The sequence below is a fragment of the Streptococcus sp. HMSC073F11 genome (genome assembly GCF_001810785.1).
In the GTDB taxonomy this organism is placed as follows: domain Bacteria; phylum Bacillota; class Bacilli; order Lactobacillales; family Streptococcaceae; genus Streptococcus.
Genome location: NZ_KV802690.1, coordinates 650,389 through 651,171 on the forward strand (window position 1 = coordinate 650,389; position 783 = coordinate 651,171).

The 783-nt window shown below is 38.8% G+C and carries 1 protein-coding gene; it reads right to left on the minus strand.

From position 1 onward, the window contains the following. Positions 1-783, minus strand: a 783-nt coding sequence (locus HMPREF2764_RS04790; protein ID WP_186821161.1) for an LPXTG cell wall anchor domain-containing protein, incomplete at both ends; no start/stop codon positions are given.

Genomic DNA, 783 nt, shown 5'->3' on the forward strand with positions numbered 1-783 from the left:
TTGGCTCTGGTTTTGGTTCTGGTTTTGGTTTTGGTTCTGGTTTTGGTTCTGGTTTTGGTTCTGGAGTGTGGGTTGTTACCTTCGCAGTCATTTCTTGTCCATTGACAATATTGACAAAAGTATTCTCAACTTCTCCAGCCGCAATACGCTCAACTTCAATATAGAAGTCTGCATCAAATGTTCCTTTAATTCCTAGAGAGTTTAAGAAATCTTGATTGATAACATAAGACCACTGACCACTTTTGTCATCCCACTTAACAGTCACAAGTTTCTTGATGAACTCAGAATTTGTGCCTTGGTTGAACTCAAAGGTAAAGGCATAAGAGCTACCTTTGGCAATCTTATCCCCTGCCTTAACCACTTTACCATCCTTCAATGTCACATCATAAGGTAACACAAGCTCTTTTTCAGCAGTATATTCTGTTCCTTTAACGATACCTTTCCAGTTCCCAGTATATCGGTCATGCTTCGTATCGAGCTTATCCAAACCGTCATATTGAGACAACGTATGGTGTCTTTCTGGAATCATTGAACCATCAAGAAGGTACTGAATCAACTCACCCATTTGAACTTCTTTACCGTCAAGGACTTTCTGACCTGTTTTATCAAGTGCATGTTTTTCTGGGTGTTTTGGTTTAGGTGGCTCTGGTGTACGAGTAATAACCTTCGCAGTCATTTCTTGTTTATTAACAATATTGACGAAAGTATTCTCAATCTTATCACCAGTTTCAATACGCTCAACTTCAATGTAGAAGTCTGCATCAAATGTTCCTTTAATTCCTA